This window comes from Alteromonas sp. McT4-15 (assembly GCF_020515205.1).
Lineage (GTDB): Bacteria > Pseudomonadota > Gammaproteobacteria > Enterobacterales > Alteromonadaceae > Alteromonas.
Map to the genome: position 1 here is coordinate 25,848 of NZ_JAJALG010000009.1, position 25,409 is coordinate 51,256.

General features: G+C 43.3%; 24 protein-coding genes. 11 read left to right on the forward strand and 13 right to left on the reverse strand.

Translation table 11 applies throughout. The annotated features are described in order from the left end of the window. Position 1 precedes the first annotated feature (1 nt). The 5 genes from LHL20_RS09015 to LHL20_RS09035 all read right to left on the reverse strand — a co-directional run bounded on the left by LHL20_RS09015 (position 2) and on the right by LHL20_RS09035 (position 7,333). Positions 2–1,822, reverse strand: coding sequence for a bifunctional protein-serine/threonine kinase/phosphatase (locus LHL20_RS09015; protein ID WP_226433058.1), 1,821 nt, complete (start codon positions 1,820–1,822; stop codon positions 2–4). A gap of 98 nt (positions 1,823–1,920) precedes the next feature. Next, positions 1,921–2,769 carry a formate/nitrite transporter family protein gene (locus tag LHL20_RS09020; RefSeq protein WP_202264937.1) on the reverse strand — a complete coding sequence of 283 codons (849 nt, stop codon included), beginning with the start codon at positions 2,767–2,769 and terminating at the stop codon, positions 1,921–1,923. A gap of 399 nt (positions 2,770–3,168) precedes the next feature. Further along, positions 3,169–5,205 carry a transglutaminase family protein gene (locus LHL20_RS09025; protein WP_226433059.1) on the reverse strand — a complete coding sequence of 679 codons (2,037 nt, stop codon included), beginning with the start codon at positions 5,203–5,205 and terminating at the stop codon, positions 3,169–3,171. After that, the gene (locus LHL20_RS09030; protein WP_226433060.1) at positions 5,202–6,104 is read right to left on the reverse strand and encodes a DUF58 domain-containing protein; all 903 of its coding nucleotides are present in this window, start codon (positions 6,102–6,104) and stop codon (positions 5,202–5,204) included. Before LHL20_RS09030 ends, LHL20_RS09025 begins: the two co-directional genes overlap by 4 nt. A 278-nt stretch (positions 6,105–6,382) precedes the next feature. Further along, the gene (locus LHL20_RS09035; protein ID WP_202264941.1) at positions 6,383–7,333 is read right to left on the reverse strand and encodes an AAA family ATPase; all 951 of its coding nucleotides are present in this window, start codon (positions 7,331–7,333) and stop codon (positions 6,383–6,385) included. 313 nt (positions 7,334–7,646) lie between these two features. Between LHL20_RS09035 and LHL20_RS09040 the strand changes: the two genes are divergently transcribed. The 9 genes from LHL20_RS09040 to LHL20_RS09080 all read left to right on the forward strand — a co-directional run bounded on the left by LHL20_RS09040 (position 7,647) and on the right by LHL20_RS09080 (position 17,600). Further along, positions 7,647–8,453 carry a SeqA protein gene (locus LHL20_RS09040; protein ID WP_226433061.1) on the forward strand — a complete coding sequence of 269 codons (807 nt, stop codon included), beginning with the start codon at positions 7,647–7,649 and terminating at the stop codon, positions 8,451–8,453. A gap of 28 nt (positions 8,454–8,481) precedes the next feature. Then, entirely contained in the window at positions 8,482–10,131 is a 1,650-nt protein-coding gene (gene pgm, locus LHL20_RS09045) for a phosphoglucomutase (alpha-D-glucose-1,6-bisphosphate-dependent) (RefSeq protein WP_226433062.1), read from the forward strand. A 218-nt stretch (positions 10,132–10,349) separates the two neighbouring features. Continuing rightward, the gene (locus tag LHL20_RS09050; protein ID WP_226433063.1) at positions 10,350–12,827 is read left to right on the forward strand and encodes a glycogen/starch/alpha-glucan phosphorylase; all 2,478 of its coding nucleotides are present in this window, start codon (positions 10,350–10,352) and stop codon (positions 12,825–12,827) included. A 305-nt stretch (positions 12,828–13,132) separates the two neighbouring features. Further along, complete coding sequence (locus LHL20_RS09055) at positions 13,133–14,449, forward strand: putative bifunctional diguanylate cyclase/phosphodiesterase (RefSeq protein WP_226433064.1); 1,317 nt, start codon at positions 13,133–13,135, stop codon at positions 14,447–14,449. 101 nt (positions 14,450–14,550) lie between these two features. Then, positions 14,551–15,582, forward strand: coding sequence for a succinylglutamate desuccinylase (gene astE, locus LHL20_RS09060; protein WP_202264951.1), 1,032 nt, complete (start codon positions 14,551–14,553; stop codon positions 15,580–15,582). Next, positions 15,575–15,991 (forward strand): HIT domain-containing protein, encoded by a 417-nt coding sequence (locus LHL20_RS09065; RefSeq protein ID WP_226433065.1) that lies wholly within the window; start codon positions 15,575–15,577, stop codon positions 15,989–15,991. Before astE ends, LHL20_RS09065 begins: the two co-directional genes overlap by 8 nt. Before the next feature lie 45 nt (positions 15,992–16,036). Beyond that, positions 16,037–16,363 (forward strand): heavy metal-binding domain-containing protein, encoded by a 327-nt coding sequence (locus LHL20_RS09070; protein WP_014949040.1) that lies wholly within the window; start codon positions 16,037–16,039, stop codon positions 16,361–16,363. 207 nt (positions 16,364–16,570) lie between these two features. Continuing rightward, positions 16,571–17,026, forward strand: a complete 456-nt coding sequence (locus tag LHL20_RS09075) for a hypothetical protein (RefSeq protein WP_159625290.1) — start codon at positions 16,571–16,573, stop codon at positions 17,024–17,026. A gap of 103 nt (positions 17,027–17,129) precedes the next feature. Continuing rightward, a complete protein-coding gene (locus LHL20_RS09080) occupies positions 17,130–17,600 on the forward strand; it encodes an energy transducer TonB (protein WP_159625288.1) in 471 nt (156 codons plus the stop codon). An 18-nt stretch (positions 17,601–17,618) separates the two neighbouring features. Here LHL20_RS09080 and LHL20_RS09085 read toward each other — a convergent pair whose 3' ends face one another. From LHL20_RS09085 to LHL20_RS09110, 6 genes are all read right to left on the reverse strand, one after another. Continuing rightward, complete coding sequence (locus tag LHL20_RS09085) at positions 17,619–17,822, reverse strand: DUF2897 family protein (protein ID WP_159625286.1); 204 nt, start codon at positions 17,820–17,822, stop codon at positions 17,619–17,621. Between the two features lie 39 nt (positions 17,823–17,861). Continuing rightward, positions 17,862–18,554 carry a M15 family metallopeptidase gene (locus tag LHL20_RS09090; RefSeq protein ID WP_226433066.1) on the reverse strand — a complete coding sequence of 231 codons (693 nt, stop codon included), beginning with the start codon at positions 18,552–18,554 and terminating at the stop codon, positions 17,862–17,864. After that, positions 18,554–19,690: a succinyl-diaminopimelate desuccinylase gene (gene dapE, locus LHL20_RS09095; protein WP_159625282.1), complete on the reverse strand. Its 1,137-nt coding sequence runs from the start codon at positions 19,688–19,690 to the stop codon at positions 18,554–18,556. Before dapE ends, LHL20_RS09090 begins: the two co-directional genes overlap by 1 nt. After that, on the reverse strand, positions 19,684–20,031 hold the full coding sequence (locus LHL20_RS09100) for an ArsC family reductase (RefSeq protein WP_159625280.1): 348 nt from the start codon (positions 20,029–20,031) through the stop codon (positions 19,684–19,686). The genes dapE and LHL20_RS09100 overlap by 7 nt, the downstream gene beginning before the upstream one ends. A gap of 90 nt (positions 20,032–20,121) precedes the next feature. Further along, entirely contained in the window at positions 20,122–20,622 is a 501-nt protein-coding gene (locus tag LHL20_RS09105) for a PTS sugar transporter subunit IIA (RefSeq protein WP_159625278.1), read from the reverse strand. A 2-nt stretch (positions 20,623–20,624) separates the two neighbouring features. Further along, on the reverse strand, positions 20,625–21,014 hold the full coding sequence (locus LHL20_RS09110; protein WP_159625276.1) for an ACT domain-containing protein: 390 nt from the start codon (positions 21,012–21,014) through the stop codon (positions 20,625–20,627). A gap of 417 nt (positions 21,015–21,431) precedes the next feature. On the opposite strand from LHL20_RS09110, the gene LHL20_RS09115 reads away from it, so the two are divergent. Then, positions 21,432–21,815 carry a VOC family protein gene (locus tag LHL20_RS09115; RefSeq protein WP_226433067.1) on the forward strand — a complete coding sequence of 128 codons (384 nt, stop codon included), beginning with the start codon at positions 21,432–21,434 and terminating at the stop codon, positions 21,813–21,815. 28 nt (positions 21,816–21,843) lie between these two features. On the opposite strand, the gene hppD is transcribed toward LHL20_RS09115, so the two are convergent. Both hppD and hmgA read right to left on the reverse strand, forming a co-directional pair. Next, positions 21,844–22,917 carry a 4-hydroxyphenylpyruvate dioxygenase gene (gene hppD / locus LHL20_RS09120; RefSeq protein ID WP_159625272.1) on the reverse strand — a complete coding sequence of 358 codons (1,074 nt, stop codon included), beginning with the start codon at positions 22,915–22,917 and terminating at the stop codon, positions 21,844–21,846. A gap of 424 nt (positions 22,918–23,341) precedes the next feature. Next, complete coding sequence (gene hmgA, locus LHL20_RS09125; protein ID WP_226433068.1) at positions 23,342–24,637, reverse strand: homogentisate 1,2-dioxygenase; 1,296 nt, start codon at positions 24,635–24,637, stop codon at positions 23,342–23,344. Positions 24,638–24,895: 258 nt separating this feature from the next. On the opposite strand from hmgA, the gene LHL20_RS09130 reads away from it, so the two are divergent. Next, positions 24,896–25,348 (forward strand): MarR family winged helix-turn-helix transcriptional regulator, encoded by a 453-nt coding sequence (locus tag LHL20_RS09130; RefSeq protein WP_159625242.1) that lies wholly within the window; start codon positions 24,896–24,898, stop codon positions 25,346–25,348. Positions 25,349–25,409: the final 61 nt, after the last annotated feature.

Below are 25,409 nucleotides of genomic sequence, written 5' to 3' on the forward strand. Positions count from 1 at the left end.
GTTAAGTTGAATAAATAAGAACAAGCGTAATTAAGTTGCTTATTACAAGTGCAAGTGAAAGGGCCTGATAAAACGCTAATGGGCTACGCCTTACTAATGGCACAGGTTGAGACTGTTGATTAACGGTGGGGTAGCGAAGGGCATGAACAAATTCTGATAGTGCAGCAAAGCGTTTCGTAGGGTTGATGTGCAACGCGCGGCGAAGTGTCATATCGACCCAATTAGGAATAGGGCGCTGTGCGTCTAGCACACTTTGGTACTTCAATTTGTATTGGGCTGCATAGGTATTGCCATGGGCAACCTTGTTATTGTACGGATAGCGGCCACAAAGCATTACGTAGCAAAGCACCGCGAGTGAATATTGATCAGACTGTACTGAGCCCGCTTCACCCAAAAAATACTCGGGAGCAGCATAGAGTGCTGTGCCAGGAATGCCTTGCCTATGATAAAGAGACGGGGCTTGTAATAGGCAGGCTGCACCGAGGTCGATAAGTGTGCAATGGCCTTCTGGGTTGATAATAATATTCTCTGGACGAATATCACGGTGCACAATGCCTTGTCGATGCATGGACTGAAGGCCTGTAGCAACTTGCTCGATTATACTTCTCACCTGTTCAAGGCTTGGCGCCTCATTATCCATCATCCATTGCGCAAGCGTTTGGCCTTCTACGTACTGACTTAGACAATATTGCTTAGATGGAGGATTAGAAAAGCCCAGTTCAACATACAGCGGATGCTTAATGATATGAGGGCAATCTATCCGTCTGGCAAACCAACTTTCGATATTAGGAAGTAGTGTACAGTCTAACGTTGTGGGTTTGTCAGTAGTAATGAAGTCTGTCGCAAGTGTTTTTAGCACGAGCTGGTGGCGACCAGAGGTTTCATTTTCCTTATTACCTAGCGCTGATGTCGCCAGATAAACGTGGCTGCGAGCCGATGTATAAAGCTGCCTTTTTACTATAAGCCCGTCAACGCTATCGCCAATAGTGAGGTGTAAGGCTTGGTCACTTTGAGGCGCGAATAAAGTGTCCGGCGTAGATACAAAATTGGGAGTGACGGTAATTACCAATAACGTTGCATTGTCATCACTACCACTATCAAGCGCGCGATTTACATGTTGCTTGGCGAATTCGTCGGGCAATGATTGAAAGGTTTGCGCCTCTCTTAACGCATCTGAAATACTTGTAAATTCAAAGACACCATCACTACTTAGTGCAATGCTACTGCGTTCCGATAACGTCAACTTACTATAGTCAATCGCAATCTGCGAAGAAATGCCCAGCGCGTTTGCTAGATAACTATGGTCAGGCGACTCTGTACTAGGCTGTCGATGCCCTCGAGTAAGGGTTTTGCAGACTAACGATGTAGCGATTTGCACTTCACAATCACCAACGTGAAAAATGTGAAGCGTATTGTCAACAATGACTACAGCAGAAAAAGTGCACACATAACCTTTTTCCGGGGTGTAACAAAACGCACTTTGTTGGTTTCTCGCCCAGAGCAATGCGTTTATTTCGATAATGAGTGCTTTTGCTGTTTGTTCAATGTCCCAAACTTCAGGGGCAAGATTGAACATTTTGGTGAAATGTGAAGTGGCGAAGTCACTGGCAACTTGACTCACTGTACTACTGCTTATGCCATCGGCAATGAGAAAAAAACTGGCTCGCTCATGACGAAAATTAGATGAACGGCTATGCGGTTTTGCTATGCAGTAACTGAATGCATCTTGATTAACGCGCTTTATTCCTTTGGTAGAATATGCGCTTAGCTCAATGTGCGTCGATGCTCTTGAATGACTAGGTTGATTCAGTGGTGCATTCATATCGCTAAGCTCTCACAGTAAAACAATAACCCCAATTGCTTTAAGCTGCGCGACTTCTGTTGAATTAAATCATTCATAAAAGCCGCGCATGCGCATTGTTAAATGGGCAGTGTTTCAGATGCAGCTGCGCTATTTACAGGAATTTTGCGTTTGGGCAACGTTTTTACGTGAGTGGTATACAGTGTTAGACCCGTGAAGGCTAAACCACCTACTAGGTTACCTAGCGCCGTTGGGATTTCGTTCCAGATGAAATAATCCATAATAGAGAAATCACCACCCATAATGAGGCCAAAGGGGAATAAGAACATATTAACCACTGAGTGTTCGAACCCCATGAAAAAGAACAGCATGATTGGCATCCACATTGCCAACACTTTGCCACTTACATGGGTTGAAATCATCGCGCCGACCACGCCAAGAGACACCATCCAATTACACAGCATGCCGCGGATGAAAATGGTGATCCAACCTGCGGCGCCGTGTTCTGCGTAACCGAGAGTTCTCGCTTCTCCAATGCTCGCTACCTTTGTTGCAATGGCACCTCCATCAACGTTGTATCCCATAGTAAAGATAAACGACATCATAAAGGCTACGGTAAGCGCACCACCAAAATTACCTAAAAATACTAATCCCCAGTTACGCAAGATCTGCTTTGGCGTAACGCCTGGTCTGTTAGCCAGCCATGCTAAAGGTGTCAGCACAAAAACACCGGTTAACAGGTCAAAACCCATTAGGTATAGCATGCAAAAGCCAACAGGGAAGAGTACGGCGCCTAGCAGGAAAACACCAGTTTGCACTGCGATAGTGACTGCAAAGACCGCCGCCAACGCCAATATAGCACCCGCCATATAGGCACGAATTAATGTGTCACGAGTGGACATATATATTTTAGCTTCGCCGGCATCTACCATCTTGGTAGCAAATTCAGCAGGTAATAGATAAGCCATGGGTTCACCTTTTGTTTAAGTAATTAAATTAAGAGGCCAAAGGGTTTAAATGATCAAAAAAAGGCGTCCGCAATTCTCTTTCGCAAAAGAATTGGGGACGCCTTTGTCCAAATCATTTAAATTGTTATGGCACGTTCGATAGCATCTTAGAGCTTAAAAAGTACCGCGCTATCACTGTGTAACTGTAAATCTAATCCGCTCGATAACGTTATCGCAAGAAGTGTAAAGCGAGAAGAGTGCCAGTCTGAAATGACTTTCCGTATCGCTCTGAATATTCAGCAATATTTCTGTTTTTATGTTACTTCTGAATGCGCAGAAATGAGAAATAGTTTGGTTCAGATGCACCAAAATTGGATAGTGCCGCACTATTTATGTGAGAACTTTATCTATGTGAAAACCTTAGTTGAGTGAGCGCTTTAGTCGTTTATATCCTTGCTTCATTTTAATGCTGGTCATTTTTTCATCGGCCTGCTCTTGATAGCACAGTTGGGTATACAACCTATGTAAGTCATTAATAATACTGTTTGCGGTTGTATTAAGCTGAGCGGCTACTTTTTGTGTGTAGTGGCTTGGACTATCGTTGCCTCGTTTGGTGTTGGTGTGCTTTTCAATTAATGCTAATGACTTAACGTAATAGCGCTGGTATGGCGCAAGTGAGGGCACAAGGGTAACAGGGAAAAAATACACCAGTAAAATGACGCCAATTATGCCAATCAGGCTTAAAAATACTATGGTCATTTTCTTTGTACTAAGCTCCCCGAGCAGCCTTTCTAACATATCGCTTTGTGAAGTGGCATCAAAGCCCAAAATCCATTTGCTCCACGTGTAGTCTAACTGCCGCAACCACCCTTGGATCTGGGAAAATAATTCAGCCTGCCCCAAATTACCTAGCAGCCCTTTCTCACGCTGCTCACCAAAATCGAGTAAAGCTTGTTCTAGTCCATAAGCTAAACGAGACGGTGCCACCATACTGGTAGGATCGAAGCGAACCCATTGTTCACCCACCAAAGCTTCAACCCACGCATGGGCGTCATATTGGCGAATTTGGAGTACGTTGTCATTAAGTGCCTCGCCGCCGTGGTAACCTGTAACCATGCGTGCTGGAATGCCGGCTGCGCGGAGGGCGTAGGTCATTGCACCTGCATAGTGAGCGCAAAAACCCGATTTTTCGTCAAACAAAAAAGTGTCAATGGGGTCATCTGGCATAGCATTAGGTTCAAGGGTGTAACGAAACGATTGGTTGGCGAAGTGCTGCATAATGGCTTGCGCAACTTCTTGCGGCGTTTCAAACTTCGCTACAAGGTTTTTTGCCCATGCTTGAGTACGTGGGTTATTCGTGGTTTCAAGTGCGAGGTTGAGATTTCTCTCAAAGCCAGCAATGCTATTTATCACTGGTTGATCTGGCAAATAACGTAAATGAAATACTTTTTTGCTCGCCACGGGGACAGTTGCTCTTAAGGTATGGTCAAACAGTTCGCGTACTTCAACTGCGTTAAGTGCATTGTTGGGCACTGATACTTCTAAACCAAAAAGCCACGTTTGGTGCGTAGGCTCAACAATCATTTCATACGAAATACTATTTTCACCGTTTTGCGTCTGCATAAGGGTTAGCGGCGAAGGTTTATTCATTAAATAGAGTTGTCTTTCCGCCAAGCGCCGTTTATTGCTGATAGACCAGGTTTTCCCATCAAAGTCTTCCATTACCATGGCGCGCCAGTAACGAGTAGCCATCAAAGGGACATCTGACGTCGATTCAAAGGTTGCTGTAAATGCGAGATCGGATGATTTTGCTAAAGAGGCGATATCACCAGGCGTTACCGATTCAGACAGGCCTGTTTGTGATGACTTTGACGTAGGCATTTGCCACAAAGGAGGCAACTGAGGTAAAACCAAGAACAGTAAAAATGCAATTGGCAAGCCCTGCAAAACTAACGTTATGATAAATTTAGTGGTGTGTTTTACCGAAACATTTGGGCCGTGGTATAGGGCGGTTGCTAAAAGCAATAGTATTAGAATGCCCAAATACCCTAACCACGCTAATATACTTAGCGCAGAAATAAAACCGCAGCCAATAAGAAATAAACATGTACAAATAAGTAGATGAAAGTCTCTTTTTTTCTCGACCAACATAAGCTTGAGTGCACAGGCAATGACCAATAAATTGATCATGCTATCAAGTAGTCCTATTGATAGACCAAACCAGGCTAGCGCAAAAACAGCAAGAACCGCCAGCAAATTTACGGTTCGCACTTTGGGTAAGCTATGTGGCTGCTTAAGTGCAACAATACGTACTATACAGGCACATACACCTAGCACTAAAACCCACAGCATCAACGCACCTTTTAGGGTGAAAAGTAGTACGCCGTACGCTACACACAATAGTATTATGGGGTTATGAGTAGGTGAGAACGAAAAGGCGTTTAGCACTGTTTTCATGAAGCGGCCTTTTTAGCGTGTTTTACTTTTTGGGGTACTGTAGGCGCGGTATCAGTTATCTTATTTACCGTTGTATCACTTTTAAATGTCAGTTTGTTATCTACAACAGCAAGTGCTTCTAAACATTTTATAAGATGAGATTGACCTGCATCGGGTGAGATATCTATGCCGCGATAAGATAGTCCATAAACGGCTTGTTGGTTATACAATGCCAGAACGTGCCACGTTAAAATGGAAACCGCTTCTTCTGTATTAAAACTTGGCGGTATCGTTATTACCTGAATCTGACTGTCCGATGTACTAAATTGCTTCACGACCCAATTGCCATTCTTGGCAACTTGTTTCCACGCTACCCGATTAAGAGGTTGTCCTAGCTCGTAATCTGTCAACGCGTAGAAGTCATCAGCGCTTGTGTTTGAGCGAGTTGTAGCATTGTATTCATTACTGTCGTTTAAGCCTAATAAGTTGACGCGCCCCTCTATTGGTTTTGGGTAAACCATGCACCACTTGTTGAGGTCAATGTGCGTCCAACATTTATAGAGCCCCAAAGGAAAGTCACAGGCAATAGTCAAGCGTGGTAGCTTATGTCTTCCTCTGCTGCGAATTGAAATAGGGACGCGCAAGGTATCAATGACCTGAGAAGGATGTTCATATTCATTATCTAACGCATATTCGATTAACTTCGTGTCAGAGGCGAATTGTTTTTGTTGCCCCTTTCTTACTGGGCTCAACCACGATAGTCTCACAACCCCACTGGCACGTTTGTTTTTACGCGTTGGGTGAGTGACTACGTGCAGCACAACTTCACCTGTTTCATTACAATGAAATCCGTCAATACGCTTCGCTTTAAATGCAAGCCTTGCGAAGTTTTGATGACTGTAGAAGAGTGTTAACAGCATGATGGCCAACATTAAATAACACAGGATTAACATGAGGTTATTTTGATAATTGGTGCCAAGTAAAAATAGGCAACATGCCATTATGATAAATGACCAACCAAAACCGGTAGGTAGGACGAATATGGTGTCCAAGGTCATATGCACAGTGTCATTGGCTGGTATCCGAGTGTCCAACCACCGCAGCCAACGTTCTCTATAACGCTGTGTTAACCAATGTAAAATAGTGCTTTTTAACACAAGACGTTCTCTATCAATGAAATGGTATTGTTTGTCGGTCCTTAAGCTGCAAGGGGGTCAACGCTGTCTAGCAATTGTTGGCTCAACGCTTCACCCGTGGCATGTTGGTTTTGCATTGTACTGGCGCTTTGATGAGGATCTGAAGCAGTCAATCGATGTGCAGTGATGGCGATGAATACCGCTTGAACGTCTTCAGGTGTAACAAAATCTCTTGCGTTAATAAATGCCCAAGCGCGCGCACCCTGTAAAAGAGCGCGACTGGCTCGTGGCGAGAGCGGGTTGGGGTAAGTTCCACTGTTTCTACTCTCGCTGACCAAACTCAAAATATAGTGAATTACAGCTTCACTTGTGTGTACTTTACTAACAGCGTTTTGCATATCCAGCAAAGCATGCTCAGATATGATTTGAGGGAGCTGTGCATTCATGTCCTTTTGCAGCAACATGGCCTTTTCAGCTTCCCACGCAGGATAGCCAAGCGAAATGCGCATAAAAAAGCGGTCAAGCTGTGACTCTGGAAGTGGATAGGTACCAGACTGGTAGCTGGGGTTTTGTGTGGCAATGACAAAAAAGGGAGAGGGTAAAGCATGGGTTACCCCATCGATACTGACTTGTCGCTCTTCCATGGCCTCAAGTAGTGCACTTTGAGTTTTAGGGCTCGCTCTGTTTAATTCGTCCGCTAACACTACTTGACTAAATATAGGGCCATGACGAAAGCTGAATTGTTTATCGTTGTCGCTTTCGTGGCTATGGAAAATGTTGACGCCTAGCATGTCCGAAGGGAGTAGGTCAGAGGTAAATTGTATACGAGAATAGTGAAGGCCAAACACTTGTGAGAGTGCGTGAGACAAAGTCGTTTTACCCATGCCAGGTAAATCTTCAATTAATAAATGACCATTAGCAAGCAGGCATGCAACGGCAAGTTGCAATTGGTGCGGTTTGCCAATGATTTTTTCGCCAAGTGCACTTTGTATCTTTAAAATGTCAGGCCGCATAACTGTTCACTATTTTTTTGTTTCTCGGTTCGATTACTACACATACATATAGCGCATAACGTGTCGAATGCGAGCTATCCCAAAAGGTTCATATCACTTGATACTAGCAAGTCGTGTAAATGGCTTTCTTTTTTGCATCTATACAAAGGTATGTCTGACACTACCTTCGATTTTATGGGCTTTTGGTTGAAAGGGAGATCAGGCGTGCGCAATGCCATCATTTAGCATTAAAAAACACCAAAACAACAGAGATTAAGTGCTGCGTAGTCTATCGGTGTTGTCTATAATGGTGGCTCTTAAAAAGGAAGTAGTTATGAAAAGCATTGAGATAGATGACGATTTATATGCCTTCATCGCCAGCCAGACTAAGCATATTGGTGAAAGTGCATCACAAATTTTAAGACGCCTACTGTTACCTGAAGATGGTGCAGCGTCTAATGTAAATACGGCCGAGTCAGCAACAACAATTCAAACGAAAAGCACAGCTGCTGAAAAAGTAAGCGCAGCGCCAGAAAGTGGCCTAGCGCAAGAAAGTAACAAAGCCGTAGAGAGTGCTTCTTTAGATGAGACTGCTGCTAAACAGCCAATCGCGACGAATAGTAACGCCGCTACTGAGGTAAAGGCGACTAAACCTGCGCTTAAGTCGACAGCAAAAACAACGGCTAAGAAACCGATTGCAAAGAAACCATCAACGGCCCGTGCAACGGCTACTAACAAGAAAGCGGCTACGGCAACAAATGATGTTCAGACAACAGAGCAGCATGACAAGCGCGACATCCTCGATACCGTCTCAAAAGATGCGTTGGGAACATTTACCAAGCGTGTTGATCAATTTCTGTTCGTTTTAAGTGCAGCGCACAAGCTTAATGCAGACTCTTTCTCGAAAGTGGAGAGTATAAAAGGCAAAAACCGTACGTATTTTGCGACAACTAAAGCCGCGCTATTGGAAAATGGTAGCAGCACTAACCCGAAGGCTATTCCAGATAGCCCATACTGGGTTGTGACTAACAACAATACGGCAAAGAAAACGAATATGCTGGAACAGGTTTTGCGTAACTTAGGTTATCGACCTGATGTAGTAGAAACAGTAGTAGCGCGTTTTTCTTCTGAAGGTAAATAAATCAGACTTCTAAAATAAGGATTTTTTCATGGCATTACATCCGCAAGCGGGTCAGAGCGCGGCGAAAGAGCAACTGATTAATGTAGCGCAATTAGTCAGTCAGTATTACAGTTTTAAACCTGACATCAGTGATCCGGGACAAGCCGTATCTTTTGGTACATCGGGTCACAGAGGGACTGCGTCAAATTATACGTTTACTGATATGCACATTAGTGCGATTTGCCAAGCGCTTGTAGAGTATCGCCAACAGGAAGGGATTACAGGCCCGCTGTTTGTTGGAAAGGATACGCATGCCTTGTCTGAACCTGCCATGATAACTGCCATAGAAGTACTTTGTGCAAATGGTGTAGATGTTGTCATTCAGCGCAGTGACAATGAAAGCATGGGTTATACACCAACGCCTGTTATTTCGCGTACTATTATTCGTCATAATCGCAACAGCGACATTAAAGCAGATGGTGTTGTCATCACACCATCACATAACCCACCATCAGACGGCGGCTTTAAATACAATCCTCCGCATGGTGGTCCAGCTGATAGCGATGTTACCAAGCAAATCCAAGACCGTGCGAATGCGCTAATTGCAGAAGGTAATGTAGCGGTCAAACGCGTAGACATTCGTCAAGCAACAGAACGAGGTTTAGTGCGTGAAGAAGACTTCATGGTGCCCTACATCGACGATTTAGCGAACGTTATCGATATGGATGCCATTGCAAAGGCGAACTTGACGTTAGGCACAGATCCTCTTGGTGGTGCTGGGGTAGGCTACTGGTCAGTCATTGCAAAAAAATACGGCTTAAATATTACAGTAGTTAATGATGCAGTAGACCCTCAGTTTGGTTTTATGCGTCGCGACAAAGACGGTAAATTGCGCATGGATTGTTCATCGGCCTATGCGATGGCAGGCCTAATTGAGCTTAAGGACAATTTTGACTTAGCGTGGGGTAACGACCCAGACTTTGACCGTCACGGTATTGTGTGCAAAAGCGCAGGTTTGATGAACCCTAACCATTATCTTGCGGTAGCAATTAACTACTTATATACGCATCGTCCACAGTGGCCTACGAATTTAAAGATAGGTAAAACGCTTGTATCGAGCAGTATGATTGACCGAGTAGCCAAAAGCTTAAATAAACCACTTGCGGAAATGCCTGTAGGTTTTAAGTGGTTTGTAGAAGGTTTGTCAACCAGCACAATTGGTTTTGCTGGTGAAGAAAGTGCAGGTGGTATATTCCTTGAACGCGACGGCAGTACTTGGGCTACCGATAAAGATGGTTTTATCTTGTGTTTATTGGCTGCTGAGATTCTTGCAGTAACGAGGAAAGATCCCGGTGAGCATTATCAAGCGCTAACAGAACAATTTGACGCGCCGGTATACAACCGTGTGGATGTTGTAGCTACGCTTGAGCAAAAGCAAAAACTTTCAGCAATGGATGCGTCGGTAGTGACCAGTGATACGTTAGCGGGTGAATCTATTACGGCAGTTCAAACTCACGCGCCGGGCAATAATGCGGCTATCGGTGGAGTAAAAGTATCTACTGAAAATGGGTGGTTCGCGGCACGTCCTTCAGGTACCGAACAAATTTATAAAATCTACGCTGAGAGCTTTAAAGGTGAAAGTCACTTACAAGAGCTTATTGGTGAAGCTGAATTGCTTGTAGGAAAAATTATCAAATAAGCACAAAAAACAATCTATTTTAAAATTAATTTGTAAATATAATGTTAAAAATCGCATGAATGCATACGAATTCATGCGATTTTTTGTTATTTTAACAAAATATTTACAACATAATCGTTTAAGTACTGCTATATTGCTGTCATATTCTTAAGATATTCTGTAATTAAATTACTTTTTTCCGGTGGAAAGACACCCATTAATTAAGAGTGAGACGCAAAATGAACGCAAAAGCGACCAAGACGCAACCCTCTCCAGCTATCGACAAGGCAGCATTTAAAGCTGCTGTTATCAAGCATCTGCACTGCACACTAGGCACCGACGAAAACAAAGCAAACAATCACGCTTGGTGGAAAGCAACCTGTGCCGCTATTCAAGAACAAGTACTAGAAGGCCTTCGTAAGACACAGAAGAGTCACTATTTAAACGACACTCGTGCCGTGCATTATTTTTCTGCTGAATTCTTGATGGGGCGTTTACTTTCAAACAACCTTCAAAATTTCGGTTTATTTGATGTCGCAAGTGGCGCATTGAAAGAACTAGGTGTGGAAATTTCAGATATTCTAGAAGAAGAGCCTGATATGGCGCTAGGTAATGGTGGCCTTGGGCGCCTTGCTGCTTGCTTTATCGACTCTCTTGCTACTATGGAATTGCCAGCCATTGGGTATGGTATTCACTACGAACATGGCTTGTTCCGTCAGGAAATAAAGAGTGGTGCTCAAATAGAGCGTCCAGACAGCTGGCGTGATTATGGCAACCCATGGGAAATTTGCCGCCCTGAATCAATTCAAGAAGTATCGCTTTACGGCTACGTTGAAACTAAGTACGGCGAAAATGGCCGAGTACTTAAAGAGTGGCACCCAGGTTCTATTGTAAAAGGCGTACCGTGGGATATCCCAGTTGTAGGTTACGAAGGTAAAACCGTAAACGTATTGCGTTTGTGGCAGTCAGAAGCGTCCGACTACTTTAACTGGGATGTATTTAATGCAGGTGGTTATGTTGACGCCCAACGTGAAAACGTATCGGCAGAAACAATTTCTAAAGTCCTTTATCCGAACGATGAAACCGAAGCGGGTAAAGAGCTGCGTCTTATTCAGCAATACTTCTTCTGTTCTTGTTCACTTAAAGACATTATTCGTCGTTATAAGCGTGCACACGGAGATGATTGGAGCCGTTTTGCTGATCAGGTAGTCATTCAGCTAAACGATACTCACCCTGCCATTGCGGTTCCAGAGTTAATGCGTATTCTTGTTGACCGCGCAGAGCTAGGCTGGGATGAAGCATGGGCTATCAGCACTAAAGTGTTTGCTTATACCAACCATACATTATTGCCAGAAGCACTAGAAAAATGGCCTGCACGAATGATTGAGAAAATCTTACCTCGTCATTTGGAGATCATTTACGAAATCAATCATCGCTTTATGGCTGAAGTTGATAAGAAGTGGCCTGGTGACAATGCGATGAAAGCGAAGCTTTCTATCATTGAAGAAGGCAACGAGAAGATGGTTCGCATGGGCCACTTATCTGTAATTGGTTCTTTTGCCGTAAACGGTGTTGCAGAAATGCACTCTCGCTTGGTGAAGTCTTCATTATTCCCTGAGTTTGACGAGCTATATCCAGGCAAACTAACGAACGTGACAAATGGTATTACGCCACGTCGCTGGTTGAAGGCATGTAACCCTGCGCTGTCTAAGCTCATCGATAAGAAAATTGGTGATGACTGGCCTAAAGATCTTGATAAGCTGCAAGGTCTTGCAAAGTTTGCTAATAACAAAACGTTCCAGAAGCAATTCATGAAAGTGAAGCTAGAGAACAAAGAATTGTTAGCGGAAGAAATTCGCAAGTCGCTTGATTTAGAGGTGGACGTTAACGCCATATTTGATGTTCAAATTAAGCGTCTTCACGAGTACAAGCGTCAGCATCTTGCTCTTTTACACATTATGGCGCTGTATCGTCGTATTCTTGAAAACCCAGACTATGACATGCACCCTCGTGTATTCGTATTTGGCGCGAAAGCGGCACCGGGCTATAAACTAGCCAAAGATATTATCTACGCAATTAATAAAGTAGCAGATAAGATCAATAACGACCCGCGTGTGAACAACAAGATTAAAGTTGCGTTCCTGCCGAACTACCGCGTTTCTCTTGCTGAGAAGATGATTCCTGCGGCGGATGTGTCTGAGCAAATCAGTACTGCGGGTAAAGAAGCATCGGGCACCGGTAACATGAAGCTAGCGCTTAACGGTGCGGTGACAATCGGTACACTAGATGGTGCTAACGTCGAAATTGCTGAAGAAGTAGGCGACGACAACATCTTTATTTTTGGTCTAACAGTAGAAGAAGTTAACGAGCTTAAAGCAAACGGCTACAACCCTTATGACTACTACTACAAAGATGCAGAAATTAAAGCTGTTCTCGATTGGTTAGAAACTGATTACTTTACACCAGGCAAGCCAGGCGCATTAGTATCTATTAAGCAAAGTCTTCTGGACAATGGCGACCCGTACATGGTGCTTGCGGATTTCCGCGCATACTCTGACGCACAAATTGCTGTTGATGCAGCATATCGTGATAAAGAGCGTTGGGCTGAAATGGCCATTATCAACACGGCAAAAATGGGCAAGTTCACCTCTGACCGTTCAATTCGAGATTACGTTGAACGCGTATGGAAACTTTCACCCTGTAAGATTGAAAGCTAGAGACATACTATAAAAACTAAAAGCCCAGCGATGTAAGTATCTCTGGGCTTTTTTGTTTGCCCTGAGTAAAAAAAGGCTTAATCGTTTAATCTAGCTTAAAGTTGAATGTATTTTTCCTCATTAATGAGAGTATAGTTACTCAATCATCTTTTTATGTCAGTGTGCGCTACTCAAAAAGGTGTTGATAAGAATAATAGGGTATGCAAAATCATACTTTGCCGTCGTTGCACCTCTCTATGCACCATGGTTTTATATAAGAAGTTGTTTATTCGTACCTAGCAGCGTTAACGCTGAAGGAAAACATAATGAGCCAAGTACATACATCGCTGGCAACTATTCCTAATCGATATGCATTTATCGATAGCATTTCACGAGAGGCTTCTCAGAGTCACTCATTATCATTAATGCTAGTGGATGTGGTTCGTTTTTCAGATGTGACAACAAGCCTTGGCATTCACATTGGCGACCGTTTTCTGCTTGAAATCGCGAACAGAATTCAGGGCTTGTTTGGTTCTCAAGTTGCACTAGGCCGCATAAGCGGTGACATTTTTGGCATCGTATTCCCTAACGAAAATAATGAAATAGTAATGCGCGAAATGTTCGAGCGCTTAGTCGAACATTTCAAGTCACCCATGCATTATGAAGACACAGCCTTTATTGCCGACTTCAATGTGGGCGTGGTCTGCACAAGTAAGCACAGTCATAAACAGTTTGATATCACTACCTTTGTGTCTAGAGCTGAAACCGCGCTGAAGCAAGCCAAAGAAAACAAATACGAAAACTACTTTGCACTGTCTACATTTGATAAAACAGACACAGGAAGAAGCCTAGCTTTAAAAGCTGATCTTAAGCGGGCTATTGCGAATAATGAACTTGAACTCTACTTTCAACCAAAAGTGGATTTAAACACCTTAACTATAGTAGGTGGAGAGTGTCTTTTACGGTGGAATCATCCGCTTGATGGTGTGCTGTTCCCCGGACCGCTTATTGAGGCAGCTGAGTCTTATAATATGATGAATGAGCTTGGCTATTGGACGCTCGAGCAAGCTTTTAGGGCGCTTAATGAATTTGACGCACTAAAGCTTCCTTTGTCATTGTCAGTGAATATTTCGCCAACACAGCTTTATGATAGTCAATTAATTCCGACCCTTGTAACGCTAAGTGAAACCTATTCGATGCCCCTTAACCGTATTGAACTGGAATTGACAGAAGACGTTGCACTATCAAATTCATTAATGGTTAAAAAGCAACTTGATCAACTGCGAAGTTTGGGGATCGCTATTTCTGTCGACGATTTCGGAAAAGGCTATTCGAATTTAGCTTATATTCGTGATTTGGATTTAGACGCTATTAAAATAGATAAATCGTTTGTGATGGAGTTAGAAGCGCATCCGGTAAACCGCGCGATTATTGAGGCTGCAAAGGTTATTGGGAAAGCAAAAGAGTGCGCTGTGGTCGCTGAAGGTGTAGAAACGTTAGAGCAGTTGCATATCTTACGCGAAGTTGGCGTTACAGAAGGGCAGGGGTACTTGTTCTCTCGCGCTGTACCGCTTGAGCACTTCATTGCGTTGACTCAACGAGAAATCATTGTTGGGGTTTCTCCCCGTCGGGCTTTGGCTTAGTAAGGTCATTTACACTTCACCCACAATATTAATGTCCATCAGATGATTTTGTGCGGCGCTATCGTTACACTATAGCCATTCACGATTAGACTGGTTATGACATGCAACAACTTATTGATAGCGGCGACTTTTTATCATTATCGCGTCGCTCCCCAGAACGCTTTGACGATCCTATACATTTCACACTCAATAACGGTACACAAGTAAGCGTAAGCGCGCCCGGTATCATTAGCTTTTTTCCTCAGTCTATTGCCACACCAAAAAAACAAATTGTTTTATCTTGCGGCGTGCACGGTAATGAAACCGCTCCTATTGAGATTTGTGATGAATTAGTAATGCGAATTCTCAAAAGTGAACTCACACTTTCGCACAACGTGCTGTTCCTGTTTGGTAATTTACCAGCAATGGATATTGCACAGCGATTTGTTGAAGAGAACATGAACCGTTTATTTAGTGGCGCTCATTCAGAAGGCGAAGGATTGGTTAATCAGGAACGCGTTAGAGCTAAAGCCCTCGAAGACGCTGTTGCAACATTTTTTGAAAAGAACGAAGGGCCGCGTTATCACTACGATTTACACACGGCCATACGTGCATCTAAGAACGAAAAATTTGCAGTTTATCCTTACTTGCACGAGCGAAAACACAGTAAAGGGCAACTTGCATTTTTGGCAGCGTGCGGTGTTAAGACTATCTTGCTTTCTGAAAGCGCAACAACAACGTTTAGTTATTTTTCATCATACCAATTCAACGCCCATGCATTTACGGTTGAATTAGGCAAAGTGAGACCATTTGGTGAGAATGATATGACCCGTTTTGAGGATGCGAAACAGGCCATTACGTCGCTCATCACCCAAGATGATTTTGCACCTGATGTGGACGTGGCCGAATTAGATATCTATCGAGTGAATCAAGTCATCAACAAACATTACGACGACTTTACCCTTCATTTTGATGATGATACGCCTAACTTTATGGATTATGCCAAAGGGACAGTGTTGGCTAGCGAGAAGGGGAAAGACTATATTGCAGAGCACGAAGGCGAAGCGATAGTGTTTCCTAATGCCAACGTTGCAATTGGACAACGCGCGCTGCTAACGGTAGTACCAACAACTCTGGAAGACCTCGATGTTTGAGTTAGATAGCCGTTTACACAATGAAACATTTTTTGTCTGCGATCTTACGTTGTGTCGTGTACTGTTGATGAACGACAGTCAGTTTCCCTGGCTTATTCTTGTGCCTAGAAAAAATGACATAGCGGAAATTATCGATTTAACTGAGTACGAGCAAATATTGCTACTTCAAGAGTCGGCGACGGTTTCAAAGGTTTTACAAGCGGTTTTCACGCCCTTTAAGTTAAATATAGCAGCATTAGGGAATGTGGTTAGGCAGCTACATGTTCACCATGTTGCGCGATTTGAAGGTGATGTGGCATGGCCAAAGCCAGTGTGGGGTAACCAAGCTGCGGTGCCTTATAAAGGAGAAAGTGCGAAATTGCTAATTGCTCAAATAAAACAGCATCTTGAAAGAGAAAATGCAAAGTAAGGTTGTGGCTGATTGCGACAACATTAATTAAAAAAGGAGTGACACATGATTGTTTCTACAACCCCGACATTAGAGGGACATAAGATTGAGGCATACTATGGCATCGTGGTTGGCGAAGCGGTGATGGGAGCCAATGTTTTTAAGGACCTTTTTGCCTCAATAAGAGATATCGTAGGTGGGCGTTCTGGATCTTATGAAGAGGAACTAACCACAGCGCGTAAATTAGCATTTACTGAACTGGAGCACGAAGCGCGGAGCATGGGCGCAAATGCTGTAGTAGGTATCGATTTAGACTATCAAGTTATCGGCGACAAAGGCAGCATGCTGATGGTAAGCATAAGTGGAACGGCTGTTAAAACGACGCCGCTTTAATCCAAGTTCCTTTCCTAGGGCATAGCAAGACTATGCCTTTTTTATTTAGTCTACCTTTTAGAGTAGGTAAGCGCCTATGCGCTTTTGTACTAATAGGCCCAATAAAAGAAGGCGTTGAAATGTTCACCTCTATTAATGGGCTTATGGTCTACTTTTTCGACGGAAATGTAGACAGTGGTTTATACTCAAGCGAAGGGAGGCGACACTATGGATAAAAATAAATTCGATGCTCATGGAGAGGTTAAGGCTAGGTTTAACAGTAGCCAACATATTCTCTATATCGACTTGATAGGGCCTTTTAATTTAGAGTTTATGCACAAATACGAAGTGGTTGTTGGTGCACAAAGAGCAAAAATTGATGTGCCTTGTTGGGGGAGTGTGGTTAACGTAAATGGTTTAGCATTAGCTCCCATGGCCGCAACGAATAGCGGTCAGCTTATTGTTGATAAGGCGGTTGCTCAGGGCCTCGTTGCGACAGCCATAGTTTTTCACGAAGCAGAAGGGGCTGAGTTACAAAGAAAATTCTGGTCTCGCGTTTACGAGACATCGTCATTGCCCTTTGCGTTTTTTCCTACTACAAAAGAAGCCACTGACTGGTTGTCTGAAAAAATTCTTAGCTGTTTGCAAACAAAGAGACTCGATCATTCGATGAGAGTAAATTAATGAATTTAGCCTTGCCCCAAAGTAAACGTTATTCATTGTAAAGTGTATGCAATTTCCGTATAACTAATTGAATATAAAAACTAAGGGATTAAAAGGAATAAGCATGCTAAAGACAATGTTCAAAAGGAAAGCACAAGCAACTAAGTTCAGAGGTGTATTACTGGCTACCGTAGCAACAGCTGCTGTAGCGACGGCGTCTACCGCTTTGGTACTCACAAGTAACCCTGCTAGCGCGGCTGATAGTGTGAATGCAGCTGAAGCTAATACGGCATCAGTAATAAAGCGTGCGCTACCTAAGTACCCTAAATATGCGGTTAAAAATGGCATTGAGGGTTCAGTGTTAGTTAACTTCAGTATTGAAAGCGACGGCAACGTTTCTGACATCGAAGTTGTTGCTTCAGATCATGATGGCCTGTTTGATGCGACCGCAATTTTGGGCGTTCAAAAATGGCTCTACACAAAACCTGCTCATAAAATTCGCAATAACTATGTCGCCATTGAGTTCGCACTTACCGACAATCCAAAAACATCACAATTTAGCAATGTAGAAAAAATTCAGGTTCGAGCAGACTAAAAAGGTAAGGGGGCTCACTTACCAATCATCTTCATCGTCAAAACCATTTTTCTTCTTATCTTGGCTGCGGTGTGCTGAACTGTCAGCCTCTTCATTATCAGAGTCAAATGGTTTTGAAGGTGTTGGGAACTTAAATTTGGCGCTGTATTTAAGCAGTGTGATGTTACCCACCACTACACCTAGTACCAACACAATAATCACTAATAGCCAGGTTAAATCCATTGTGTTTACCCTTTTCGTTTTAAACTGCAATAGTGCAGTTTACACGGCACTTGTATTGCCCTTGTTTAACACATAACGATTATACAGCGAAGGAAGCAAGGCAAGAATTGTTGCTTTGCCTTCTATTTCACTTTCACTTAATGCGTTTTCTAGTGCCTGAATATTTCTCGCTTTTTCAAAACGTTTAGAAACAGCACTATGGCTTAAGTGCCAAGGTTCCCTTGCGACACCACCGGTACTTTCACTGAATGGACGGAAAAAACCAAATCTGGCCATGTGCTGCTCTAGCCAACACGCAAGCAAATAGCATGGTCCGCCGCGTTCATACTCACTTTCAACAAGATCAAAACGTCCATTGAGTTTCTCGACAGACGTTTTGTCGTAAACATCGAAATCTGTTCCCCAATGGTGACGGCTGCCACCGGGTAGCGCTGACCACATTAAAATGGCGTGAAGTTTCTCTTCATCGCTTAGTGTGTCTGGCCGTAAGGGTTGACTATTTTTGTCGAGGATGGCGGTCTCGCCCCGCCATTTTCGATTAAAAATAGCAGTTTGGCGAGCAAAGTCTCGGTAACTGCTAACAAGTTGTAAGTCGAGTCCATCTTGCGCTGCTGCCTGTTGCATTGCCGTAAAGTCATCAACAACGTCACGGTGAAGTCTATGGTTAGTGCCAACATCAACCAAATAGTTGTTGTGTAGGCCTAACCATTGATTATCAGAAACAGGAGACATTAGTGAGCAAGTAGCCGTTCTAAAATGCCAAAGTACATATCTGCGAGTTGTTCGAGATCTGCCATCTTAACGCACTCGTCAATCTTGTGAATCGTTGCATTGACCGGCCCAAGTTCGATAACTTGCGCCCCCGTTGGAGCAATAAAACGTCCATCAGACGTACCGCCCGCTGTAGACAGGACTGTAGGCTTTCCCTTAACTGCTTCAATAGCGCCTTGCGTGGCGTCTAGTAACGCGCCTGTATCGGTCAAGAAAGGTTGGCCATTGAACGTCCACTTAATGTCGTAATCAAGCTCATGTTTGTCCAAAATAGTGGTCACACGTTCAATAAGAAGCTGGTCAGTCACTTGCGTTGAAAAGCGAAAGTTAAAACAAACGTGAAGTTCACCAGGAATAACGTTGCCTGCGCCTGTACCACCGTGAATATTAGATATTTGAAAACTAGTCGGTGGGAAGAATTCATTGCCATCATCCCAGTGCGATTTTGCGAGTTCATCGAGCGCAGCGGCAGCAAGATGCACTGGGTTTTTGGCTAGGTGAGGATAAGCAACATGTCCTTGAACACCTTTTACTACTAAATCGCCTGTAAGCGAGCCTCTACGGCCGTTTTTAACGATATCTCCCACTTCATCAGTTGACGAGGGTTCACCCACTACACACCATGTTATTTTTTCATTGCGAGCTTCTAGGGTGTCTATGACACGGGTTGTGCCGTTAATAAAAGGGCCTTCTTCATCGCTGGTAATAAGATAAGCGATACTGCCTTTATGGTCGGGATACTTGTTAACGAATTCTCTTGTTGCAACCAGCATTGCAGCTAAGCTGCCTTTCATGTCAGCTGCACCTCTGCCATGTAGATATCCATCTACTTCTGTGGCTACGAATGGAGGCGTCTTCCATGCGTCTTCGGGACCACTAGGCACTACATCAGTGTGGCCGGCAAAACAAAATACAGGGCCTTCTTTGCCTCTGCGCGACCAAAGGTTTGTGGTGTCGTCAAATACCATGGTTTCATTTGCAAACCCCAGCGCCCCTAAAAAGTCTTTCATTGCTTTCTGGCAACCCGCATCCTCAGGCGTTACTGAACGCCGATTTATTAGATTTTTAGCAATTTCAATAACGGAATCGTTTAACAAAATATGCCCTCGTATTGTGCGGGTTTAAAGCCAATATAAAAGCTGTTGTTATGCAACAGGATAGGGCGCTTAACCATAGCTGGATGAAGCTCAAGTAGCGCCAATGCTTTGTCTTTATCTATCGACGCTTTTTCAGTCTCGTCTAACTGTCGATAGGTTGTACCGCGTTTATTTAGCATGGCTTCCCAGCCTAGCGCGGCTTCTGCTAGTTGCAGAAAGTCTGCATCTATTCCGTCTTTGCGATAGTCGTGAAAAGTAAATTCGACATTATTGTCAGTAAGCCATTTTTTAGCTTTTTTAATGGTGTCACAGTTGGGAATACCGTAAAGCACTGTACTCATAAAAAATTCCATACTACTTGTTGTTGTTTCGTTAAATATTCTTGCGCACTTTTAGTCATTACACATAAAGGCATTCGACAGCTGGCCGATTTAAATATAGAGCGATAAAAGCGTATCTTCGTTGGCCTCTACGTATCTGTGGTTAGCGGCCAGAACACCCAATAAGGCGTGAGCATTTAATACTGTCATTATACAAATATTTGCAACACCTTGTTGTTTTAACCACACTGAATTCACCGTAAAAAGCGGTGTTTTTATAGAAAAACGGTCGCCTTTTTTTAAGCCGCAATTGAACTGAGCACCGTGTAAGTGATGTGCGTCAAAGCCGTACTTAATTCGGCATTTTAAACCCACTGACGACTTTACCTCAATGGCATAGTCGATAGGTTCAACTTTGAGCACCGTGCCGCTAAAAGGGGCGTAAACAGTATTCGCGGTTGAGCTTATCGCCGCACCGGGTCCATAAAAACCTTTCTTAAACAGTGTGTCTTCTAAATCGGTTAGCGGTAAAAGCTGCCCAGAAAAAGGGCTTGGAATATCGACACGCTTTGCAAATACTTCAGGAGGATAACTGAGTAATTTCCCTTGCACGGTTAACCTTCCTCATGAACGGTATAACCTGCCTTTTTCAATGCGGTAACAGCGTCATTTAGTTTATTGTCTTTTACTAAAAAGAAATCAGTATCAAAGGTTGAAACAACGAAGATTGATACTTTTGCCGCTGCGAGAACTTGTCCAATTTGAGCCATTATGCCGATTAGTGAAAGGTGAAGTGGTCCTAGTAACTCGAGCGCTCGCCAGCCTTCATCACAATCTAACGATGAGACTTCTACCGTGTTAGGTACAACAATCGACAGCTCTTCTTCTGTTTTTCCAAGAAAAAAGAGGGGGCTCTGTAGAACAGTGGCCGGTATGTCGCTATCTGGATCCAAACTGTGAATTGTAAATAAAGACTCACGAACTAAGAGTGTTTGTTTTGGCATGAGAAACCGAAAAAATGAAAACTTCGAAGATACTCACATTAAACCACTAACTGTGGTTAAGTGCTACGTGTTATCCACTTAATCTGTGGATAAGTTTGTTGAGTAGTTTGGGGTCTTGTTGTAAGTTTATGATAATAAAGAAATAAATAAACTGTACAAACAATGTGCAGTGGATAACATTCTCGATTTTGCAAGCATTTTCCACAGGCGATGTCTACAGTGAAAATAAAAAATGTTTAGATTTTTTGCAATTTCTTGGCTTGACTTTAATGTAGGTTTTTAGCGGTTAGTCACAAAAGTGTGTCGCCAAAGCGCTACATAAAAAAGCGTTAAAAGTATCCTTGTGTCATCAATTGATCTACATTTGTTAACGCGAACGCCTATTTTTTGCCTAAAGATTAATTAAGGAACCTAGCTATGTCAGAAGCTTCTTGGTGTGACATAACAACTGAAGATGCCGAATCGCTCGTTGCGTTTTATGAATTGGTCATGGGATGGAAAAAGGAGCCTGTTGATATGGGCGGCTATAACGATTACGTAATGATGAGAAACGATGGCACACCCGTAGGTGGCATATGTCACAAAAAAGGCGTAAATGCATCGTTGCCAGGTGGCTGGATAAACTATTTCACTGTTGAGAGTTTAAGCGAGGCGTTAGCAAACGCGATCAAAATGGGCGGGGAGCAAGTGGGTGATATTCGACATCACGGAAGTGACAGTTTTTGTATCATTATCGATCCGTCAGGCGCACCTTTTGCTTTATATGAAAAAGGTGAAAAAGGTGAAAAAGGCAGCGATTAAGCTGCCTTTCACCAGATTCGAAGCGTTGTTATTTGTTGATTACGCCGCGATTCACCTGGTCGCGTTCAATCGACTCAAACAGCGCCTTAAAGTTACCTTCACCGAACCCTTCATCTTGTTTTCGTTGAATAAACTCAAAAAACACTGGGCCAAATACCGTTTCTGAGAAGATTTGCAGTAATAGGCGTGGCTCACCATTTTCTGTAGTACCATCAAGCAGAATACCGCGCTTTTGTAATTCGTCTACGTTTTCGCCATGGCCTGGTAAACGCTCTTCTAGCATTTCATAGTAAGTATTTGGAGGTGGGGTCATGAACTTCATACCACGCGCCTTCAATTGATCAAGACAGGTAACTAAATCGTCACAAGCAAATGCAATGTGTTGGATACCTTCACCGTTATATTTCATCAAGAATTCTTCGATTTGGCCGCCGCCGCCCACCGCTTCTTCATTTAACGGAATTCGAATTTTACCATCAGGCGCTGTCATTGCTTTAGACAGTAGACCTGTGTATTCACCTTTAATATCGAAGTAACGAATTTCGCGGAAATTAAATAGCTTCTCGTAGAAATTTGCCCAAAAATCCATTCGACCGCGATATACGTTGTGAGTAAGGTGGTCGAGTGTATGGAAGCCACAGCCTTTCGGATTGCGATCAACACCTTCAATCCAATTAAAGTCGATGTCGTAAATAGTGTTGTCGCCTTTATAACGGTCGATCAAGTAAAGCATTGCACCACCAATACCTTTAATGGCAGGCAGTTTTAGCTCCATTGGACCTGTGTGCGTGTCCATTGGTTGTGCACCGCGTGCAAGTACTTCTTTGTAGGCCTTTTGCGAGTCTTTAACACGAAAAGCCATTCCGCAAGCGGATGGACCATGCTCTTCTGCATAGTACGAGGCATGACAGTTTTTCTCGTAGTTACTTAATAAGTTAATGTCACCTTGGCGCCAGAGTTCTACATCTTTCGACTTGTGACGTGCTACTCGGGTAAAACCCATAGCTTCAAATATTGGCTCTAACATGCCTTTTTCAGGCGCTGTGAATTCTAGGAACTCAAAGCCATCTAAGCCAATTGGATTTTCAAATAAATCTGCCATGGAAATACTTCCTCAACGTAATACTGATTTTGTAATTGTGAGTGGATTGTAAGCGCGAGGTAAAAATGCAGGCAATAGCATACCGATATACAAGTACAGTGGCTTGGAAAGCCTAGGTGTAACGATTTGTTTTCGCTTTATCTATGTGAGTTTATTTTAAGCACGCCAATTTCTAGTATGTTATTGTTTTTGAATGTTTATATTGTTTTTGTCTACTGTTTCTATGTGTTCATAAAAACGTACAGCGCAATTAGGCAGTGCACAAGCATATACACACCGGATGAACCTTTCAGGCAGCAATTGTTTAGCATTTATACTGCGTCTGCGCACACTTATGTAGATGGCTACACGACGTGTACACTTTCTTGTCTAAATGCTAAACACTTTGCTGCAAAAACGTACGGCAAAGGTCAACACGCTCTAATTACTTTTTACCGTCGTAGTACTTTTTCAATCCATCCCAGCATGATAAATAGTTACGCTGGCGTATCTCTGAGTTTAAGGCAAACTCAGTAGGAGCGATGGCGTAACGTGACTCAAACATAAAGGCCAGTGTATTTTCGTAACGCTGCGGCTTGAGTTCAGCGTTAGACGCCTTTTCAAATACTTCAGCTTCCGGTCCGTGAGGCGTCATGCAATTGTGTAAACTCATTCCGCCAGGCACAAATCCATGCTCCTTTGCGTCATATGTACCTTCAATAAGCCCCATAAACTCACTCATAATATTGCGATGGTAATAGGGAGGACGAAAGGTGTTGTCTGCGACCATCCAACGTGGTGGGAATATGACAAAATCGACGTTTGCGGTGCCTTCTAGATCGGATGGTGATGTTAAAACGGTAAATATGGAAGGGTCGGGATGGTCAAAACTGACCGTGTTCATCACATTGAACAACGATAAATCGTACTTGTACGGTGCAGAATTACCTACCCACGCGACAACATCAAACGGAGAGTGCCCAAGTATTGCTTCAAACAGGTTGCCGCAAAACTTATTAACCATGACATGTGGTGTTTCATTATCCTCAAACCACGCTGTTGGGTATTGAAAATCGCGCTGGTTTGCATAGCCGTTTGCGCCAACTGGGCCGCGCTCTGGCAGCACAAAAGGATGACCATAGTTTTCACAAATATATCCGCGAATAGCGTTACTTGTAGGGGTAATAGCAAAGCGTACACCTCTAGGAATAACAAGAATTTCCCCAGGCGATACTGACAACTTACCAAACTCTGTGGTCACGAGCATATCTCCGTGTTGGGGAACAAATAGCATTTCACCGTCTGATGAGTAAAAAACTTTGTTGTCCATTGGCGCATTAGCAGCGTAACAATGTATTCCCATGCCAGTTTGCGCTTGCGCATCGCCATTGGTTGCGACCGTTACCAGGCCTTCTACGAAGTCAGTTTTTTTATCTGGAAGTGGCACAGGATCCCAACGCAAAACGTTAGGTGGGCAGGGAATACCGGTTTGCGGTGCAGTGCGAATAAGGCCGTTACCCACTGGAGTAAAGTCACCCATGGCAATGGAAGGTCGCAAGCGGTATGTCCAGCTTCGGCGGTTGTGCGCGCGTGGTGCTGTAAATGCAGTACTGCTGAATTGTTCTGCATAGAGTTTATAGTTAACCTTTTGTGGACTAAATTGCCCTTTGGGTAAAGCGCCCGGCAACGCTTCTGTTTCGTGCTCGTTATTAAACCCAGACAAATATGTGACGTTTTCCATAAACCCATTCCAATAATAAAAAGGTAAAAACAGTGAATATCAAACTAGTTGCAAATGAAACTAGTTTGAGTAGGCTAGTGCTAATCAACGTGTAAATCAATTGTGAACAGCATGAGTGCTTCATAGGCGAGTGCAAGAATTGTTTTATTAAGTTTACACTCATAATTTACAGGTTAGTGCATTTGCGACGGCAGGGGTGTTATTACTGCTGATAATAGAATAGCTAATCAATCTAACTGGTTTTAGTAGGAGAATGTGGTGACACTCGATGAAATGCTGGCTTACAGGGTGGCGATGCTCTCTGGACATCTAAGTGAATCCTTATATTCAGTGTATGCCCCTTATGACCTTACTATGCCGCAATGGCGCATTATGGCAACGCTAGGAACTTTGCATAGTGAAGTAAGCAATAAAGAAAGCAAGAAAGACAGCATCGTTAGTATGACAGCTAAGCAACTTGTAAAAGCCACTCGCCTTGACAAAGTGACAGTAACCCGTGCCCTGCAGCAAATGGAGCGTCACCGTTTGATTGATAAGCGTCAAGACACATCTGATGGTCGTGCGGTTAACGTGAGTTTGTCGACAACAGGGCAGAACGTGTATTTAAAGATATTGCCCAATGTAATTAGGTGGCAGGAAGAAAAGCTAGCTAGCATCACTGATTCTGAGTATCAAATATTTCTAAAAGTGATAGATAAGTTGATGTCATAAAATATGGGCCTGTGCCTTTAATTACGTGGTCTGACAAGCTTGGTGATAGATTGTGTAAGGG

What these genes read in the sequence shown, in the direction of transcription:
- LHL20_RS09070 (WP_014949040.1), top strand. Translation starts at nt 16,037, where the DNA reads ATGATTGTTTCTACAACCCCGACATTAGAGGGACATAAGATTGAGGCA.
- astE (WP_202264951.1), top strand. Translation starts at nt 14,551, where the DNA reads ATGCAACAACTTATTGATAGCGGCGACTTTTTATCATTATCGCGTCGC.
- LHL20_RS09080 (WP_159625288.1), top strand. Translation starts at nt 17,130, where the DNA reads ATGCTAAAGACAATGTTCAAAAGGAAAGCACAAGCAACTAAGTTCAGA.
- LHL20_RS09030 (WP_226433060.1), bottom strand. Translation starts at nt 6,104, where the DNA reads ATGCTGTTAACACTCTTCTACAGTCATCAAAACTTCGCAAGGCTTGCA.
- LHL20_RS09075 (WP_159625290.1), top strand. Translation starts at nt 16,571, where the DNA reads ATGGATAAAAATAAATTCGATGCTCATGGAGAGGTTAAGGCTAGGTTT.
- hppD (WP_159625272.1), bottom strand. Translation starts at nt 22,917, where the DNA reads ATGGCAGATTTATTTGAAAATCCAATTGGCTTAGATGGCTTTGAGTTC.
- LHL20_RS09110 (WP_159625276.1), bottom strand. Translation starts at nt 21,014, where the DNA reads ATGCCAAAACAAACACTCTTAGTTCGTGAGTCTTTATTTACAATTCAC.
- LHL20_RS09020 (WP_202264937.1), bottom strand. Translation starts at nt 2,769, where the DNA reads ATGGCTTATCTATTACCTGCTGAATTTGCTACCAAGATGGTAGATGCC.
- LHL20_RS09055 (WP_226433064.1), top strand. Translation starts at nt 13,133, where the DNA reads ATGAGCCAAGTACATACATCGCTGGCAACTATTCCTAATCGATATGCA.
- LHL20_RS09050 (WP_226433063.1), top strand. Translation starts at nt 10,350, where the DNA reads ATGAACGCAAAAGCGACCAAGACGCAACCCTCTCCAGCTATCGACAAG.
- LHL20_RS09035 (WP_202264941.1), bottom strand. Translation starts at nt 7,333, where the DNA reads ATGCGGCCTGACATTTTAAAGATACAAAGTGCACTTGGCGAAAAAATC.
- LHL20_RS09040 (WP_226433061.1), top strand. Translation starts at nt 7,647, where the DNA reads ATGAAAAGCATTGAGATAGATGACGATTTATATGCCTTCATCGCCAGC.
- LHL20_RS09085 (WP_159625286.1), bottom strand. Translation starts at nt 17,822, where the DNA reads ATGGATTTAACCTGGCTATTAGTGATTATTGTGTTGGTACTAGGTGTA.
- pgm (WP_226433062.1), top strand. Translation starts at nt 8,482, where the DNA reads ATGGCATTACATCCGCAAGCGGGTCAGAGCGCGGCGAAAGAGCAACTG.
- LHL20_RS09025 (WP_226433059.1), bottom strand. Translation starts at nt 5,205, where the DNA reads ATGAAAACAGTGCTAAACGCCTTTTCGTTCTCACCTACTCATAACCCC.
- LHL20_RS09100 (WP_159625280.1), bottom strand. Translation starts at nt 20,031, where the DNA reads ATGAGTACAGTGCTTTACGGTATTCCCAACTGTGACACCATTAAAAAA.
- LHL20_RS09115 (WP_226433067.1), top strand. Translation starts at nt 21,432, where the DNA reads ATGTCAGAAGCTTCTTGGTGTGACATAACAACTGAAGATGCCGAATCG.
- LHL20_RS09015 (WP_226433058.1), bottom strand. Translation starts at nt 1,822, where the DNA reads ATGAATGCACCACTGAATCAACCTAGTCATTCAAGAGCATCGACGCAC.
- LHL20_RS09065 (WP_226433065.1), top strand. Translation starts at nt 15,575, where the DNA reads ATGTTTGAGTTAGATAGCCGTTTACACAATGAAACATTTTTTGTCTGC.
- LHL20_RS09090 (WP_226433066.1), bottom strand. Translation starts at nt 18,554, where the DNA reads ATGTCTCCTGTTTCTGATAATCAATGGTTAGGCCTACACAACAACTAT.
- hmgA (WP_226433068.1), bottom strand. Translation starts at nt 24,637, where the DNA reads ATGGAAAACGTCACATATTTGTCTGGGTTTAATAACGAGCACGAAACA.